The following is a 4,631-nucleotide window of genomic DNA, read 5'->3' on the forward strand; positions in this document are numbered from 1 at the left end:
ATTTGAAAGCAGCTTCTTAGCAATTTATAGGGCTGAATTCAGATTCTGAGCAATTTACCCTGCTGAGCAGTTACGTCAGCGGTAAAATTGTTGGAAGTTGCCCCGCCACTCGTTATCTGTACGATGGTGCTGTTGGGCCAACGGCAACCACCTGTATTGATGCTCGCCGTATTCCAATCTTGATAGGAATAGTTACCGTTGACATACTTTGCCAGCTTGCTTTCCGTGTGAGCCGTCACGCTTTTGGCTTGGAATTTCGTGCTGCCAGTGTAGCCAGCCAGTCCCTTACTGGCAATCGAAGCCATGCGCTTCAGGTACATGTTGGTGCCAGTGAAGTTGGCTCCCGCCGCCATGACGTTGACTAGTACCGCAGAACCGCCGGTGTCAGGGCGGTCAACGCGTAGAACATACGTTCCCGATCCAGAGACGGTCAGGCGGGCAGGGTAGTTCGTGTTCAGTTTGAGGTCACGCGCGTATGTATCGTCGTAACCCTTCACGTCGGTCTTGAAGACGCGCAACGTTCCGTTAAGATAGACGATTCCTGCATCCACGTCGGATTGACCTTGAACTAGCCCTCCAAGGTAAGAATAGGCCGCCACATCCTTACCGTTGATCTGTGGAAGGCTGGCGGACTGAATATTCATGACCGAGTAAATGCCGGAATATCCCGTCAGACTCCATGAGCGGTAATATGGGCCGTCCGTCGTATTGCAGGTGTAGTCCAGTGCACTGATTCCATTGGGACTGACGTTCGTCTTGACATATCCCTGATCAGGCGACCCGTCGGAGAACCGGACGAAGGCATTGTTGCCTTCCTGCATCATCTTGCCTGACCGAACCACCGCTTCGGCAGAGTTAGAATAGGTTTTGCCGTCGCTCGCGCTGAACATGATCAGCGGGTTCTTGGTGATTCCCCGCTTTGTATCTTCCGGGAGACCGGCGTACCAGTCGCGCATTTCCTGCTGAATATTCGCCGGAACGTTTGAATCGATCTGGAGTTGCGCTGCTGTAATGGTGGGGTCGTTCTGAGTCCCTAGTGTGGCGTTCGTTGAGTTGCAGGCGGCGAGAGTAGCGGAGAGCGGTGGCAGGCACGATAAAGGTATGTCGCATGGATAACACTCCTAGGGACAAGAAGGTTTGTATCGTGAGCGGACGCTTGAAGTGTACCAAAACTGACATCTTCAGTTTTCAACATTTTCTTAACGCTCTGGAAGAAACCCCTGCCTAGCGGAGCAATCTCCAGAGCAAGGCTAGCCCAAGGAATGTGTCTGACGTCACTAGGGTAATTTTTCGTCCCAACTCTCACGCTACCCCGGCAGTACCGCCGCCGGGCAGCCAGCGAACCGCCGCGCGAACTGCGCCGCCATCCCGCCCCTCTGCGCCATGTGCTGCTGGCCGCGCTGTGCTGGCACCGGCAGACTGAAGTGACCGATGACCTGGTGGAACTGCTGATCCGGGTGGCCCACCACATCGGCACCCATGCCGAGAGCAAGGTGGAGGCGGAGTTGCTGCGGCAACTCCGGCGGGTGAGGGGCAAGAGTGCTTTGCTGTTCAAGCTGGCGAAGGCCGCCCGCGCCCAGCCGGAGGGCGCGGTGCGCGAAGTGATTTACCCGGTGGTGCCGGAGCCGGTTCTCGACGATCTGATCCGTGAAATGGAGGCTGAGGGGAGTTATGACCGTCAGGTGCGCCTGGTCACGCGCAACTCCTACGGCCACCACTACCGCCGGGCGGTGTCGCTGCTGCTGGACGCGCTCAGCTTCCGCTGCAACAACGAGCGCCACCGCCCCATCATGCGGGCGCTGGAGCTGCTGGCGAAGTACCGGGACCGCCGGATCGGCACCTTTCCCCTGAGCGAAACCGTTCCGCTGGGCGGCGTCGTCAAAGACGACTGGCAGGCCCTGGTTCTGGATGACGCCGAGGGCCGCAAGGTCAATCGCGTCACCTACGAGATGTGCGTGCTGACCACGCTGCGCGACAAGATCCGCTGCAAGGAGGTCTGGATCGAGGGGGCCGGGCGCTTCCGCAATCCCGACGATGACCTGCCCGGCGACTTCGAGCAGAAACGGGCCGAGTATTACTCGGCCCTGGCCCAGCCGGGGGAGGCCCAGACCTTCACCCATCGGCTCCGTACCCGTATGGAAGATGCTCTGGAAGCGCTAAACACAGAACTGCCCACCAATCCAGGCGTCAGGCTGATCACCTCGAAAAAGGGCAAGGGGCGACTGACGATCTCTCCGCTGAGCGCCCTGCCCGAACCGCAGAACATCACACGCTTGGCGGCGGCGCTGGTACAGCGCTGGCCGATGACCAATTTGCTGGATGTCCTTAAAGAAACGGAACTGCGAACGGGATTCACCGACGCCTTCCACTCGGTGGCCGCCCGTGAGGTGCTGAGCCGCGAGGTGGTGCAGCGCCGCCTGCTGCTGTGCCTGCACGGCATCGGCACCAATGCGGGTTTGAAGCGAATGTGCAGCGGCGGCGGGGAGGACAGCTTCGCTGACCTCCAGTACATCCGCCGCCGTTATGTCCACAAAGAGCAGCTCCGGGACGCGATCAGCCGCGTGTGTAACGCCATCTTTCAGGCCAGAGACGCGGCCCTGTGGGGCGAGGCCACCACCGCCTGCGCCTCGGACAGCAAGAAGTTCGGGGCCTGGGACCAGAACCTGATGACCGAGTGGCACGCCCGCTACGGCGGCCCCGGCGTGATGGTGTACTGGCACGTCGAACAGCACTCGGTGTGCATCTACAGCCAGCTCAAGAGCTGCTCCAGCAGCGAGGTAGCCGCCATGATCGAGGGCGTATTGCGGCACGACACCGAGATGGAGGTGGAGAGGAATTACGTCGATACCCACGGTCAGAGCGAGGTGGGTTTCGCGTTCTGCCACCTGCTCGGCTTCCAGCTTCTGCCGCGCCTGAAGAACATCAAGCGTCAGAAGCTGTACCGCCCGAACAGGGGTGAGCCGGAACAGTACGCCAATCTGCAAGCGCTCCTGACCCGCCCGATCCAGTGGGAGCTGATCGAGCAGCAGTACGACGAGATGATCAAACTCGCGACTGCCCTGCGGCTGGGAACGGCGGACGCCGAGAGCATCCTGCGGCGCTTCACCCGCCAGAACGTGCAGCACCCGACGTACCGCGCGCTGGCTGAACTGGGAAAAGCGGTGAAAACCGCTTTCCTGTGCGATTACCTGCGCCAGGAGAGTCTGCGCCGTGAGATTCACGAGGGCTTGCAGGTGATCGAGTCCTGGAACAGCGCCAACGATTTCATCCTGTACGGCAAGAGCGGCGAATTCACCACCAACCGCATCGAGGAACAGGAAATCCAGATGCTGGGCCTGCATCTGCTTCAGGTCAGCCTGGTCTACGTCAACACGCTGATGATGCAGCAGGTGCTGTCAGAGCCGGAGTGGCAGGGCCGACTGACGCCAGTGGATCTGCGGGCCTTGACGCCGCTGAAGTGGCAGCACATCAACCCTTACGGCACCTTCACGCTGGACATGCACGAGCGGCTGCCGCTGGACTCATAAGCTGCTCATGCGAGTTGGACAAAATTTCGGCCTTCGCTAGGTTAAGCCCAGATGGGCGAGAACCGAACCCTCAACCTGGATCTGTTCAGCGGCGCCCTGGACGCACGTCACGGCGTCTTCTAGCGAGGCGCCTCCGCCAAGGACATAGCCCAGACGCTCGTCACTGCTGGCCAGTGGCCGCACCTCCTGTCCAGGCTGGACATCGAGATCGACGCGAACAATGCCAGGAAGGGTGCGCGCGCTGTCGACGCCCGTGATGCGCTCAATCTGCATGGGCGGCGCGGTCAGGAAGCGGACAGCCGCAGCAGGAAAGACCTGGGGATGGTGAGGCGCTGGGATGCCGAGCAGATGACACACGGTGGCCTGTTGAAGATGAACGCCTGTCGTCAGGGCGGTCATCTCCCAGATTCGGTCGCCCCCATACCGCGTGTGCGACTCAATAATGATTGGGGTCTCCCCCTGTAAACGCAGTTCTGTATGGCTTGGGCCTTGCTGATGGCCAATCGCTGTGAGGAACGCAGTGACCACTTCCGTGATTCGCGTTTGCGTCTGTAAGGACAAGGGCGCAGGCTGCTGGTGGCCCAGTTCAATGAAGTGTGGTGCGCTGGTGGTCTGCTTTTGCGTGATCGCGAGAATGTCGTGCTGACTGTCCCGCGTCAGCCCTTCGACACTAAATTCAGGGCCATCAACGTATCCTTCAGCAATCAGATCACCTGTGGACGCAGTACTGGACCATTGCCAGGCACCTGGAAGGTCAGTCTGAGACTGAATGAGGGAAATGCCCATGCTGGCCTGCCCGCCTGCCGGTTTCAGGATGAACGGGTAGCCTAGGACGCGCGCGGCCAACGCAAGCTCTTCTTCTGTTCGGACTTTTTGGAACGGGGTAGTTGGCTGGAACTATGCCCGACAGGAAACGCCTTGAGGCCGTGACAGCCACGCTCGCAGCGTCCAAACGCGATCGGTCAGCCCAATCGCCATAGCCGGTGTGCGCTGCAGGTACTGTTGACGTCCCCTAGGGACGTCAAGCTGGTCTGCTCCCCAGAATCTGGACAGTGTTGAATAGAGACCTCGACTCACTCCCAGCCTCCCCGCTGGAAAGAGAGG

At 60.0% G+C, this 4,631-nt stretch carries 2 protein-coding genes and 2 pseudogenes; 1 reads left to right on the forward strand and 3 read right to left on the reverse strand.

Going from position 1 to position 4,631, the window contains the following annotated elements:
• Positions 1-38: 38 nt before the first annotated feature.
• A complete protein-coding gene (locus QZ271_RS13920) occupies positions 39-956 on the reverse strand; it encodes a hypothetical protein (protein ID WP_291432478.1) in 918 nt (305 codons plus the stop codon).
• 369 nt (positions 957-1,325) lie between these two features.
• On the opposite strand from QZ271_RS13920, the pseudogene QZ271_RS13925 reads away from it, so the two are divergent.
• A pseudogene (locus tag QZ271_RS13925) lies at positions 1,326-3,527 on the forward strand (Tn3 family transposase); the annotation flags it as partial.
• 36 nt (positions 3,528-3,563) lie between these two features.
• Here QZ271_RS13925 and QZ271_RS13930 read toward each other — a convergent pair.
• Together QZ271_RS13930 and QZ271_RS13935 are read right to left on the reverse strand one after the other, a co-directional pair.
• Positions 3,564-3,926: a hypothetical protein gene (locus QZ271_RS13930; protein ID WP_291432479.1), complete on the reverse strand. Its 363-nt coding sequence runs from the start codon at positions 3,924-3,926 to the stop codon at positions 3,564-3,566.
• A pseudogene (locus QZ271_RS13935) lies at positions 3,909-4,385 on the reverse strand (acetyl-CoA carboxylase biotin carboxylase subunit family protein); the annotation flags it as partial. The pseudogene QZ271_RS13935 and the gene QZ271_RS13930, both read right to left, overlap by 18 nt.
• Positions 4,386-4,631: the final 246 nt, after the last annotated feature.

Source organism: Deinococcus sp., assembly GCF_018260555.1.
In the GTDB taxonomy this organism is placed as follows: domain Bacteria; phylum Deinococcota; class Deinococci; order Deinococcales; family Deinococcaceae; genus Deinococcus.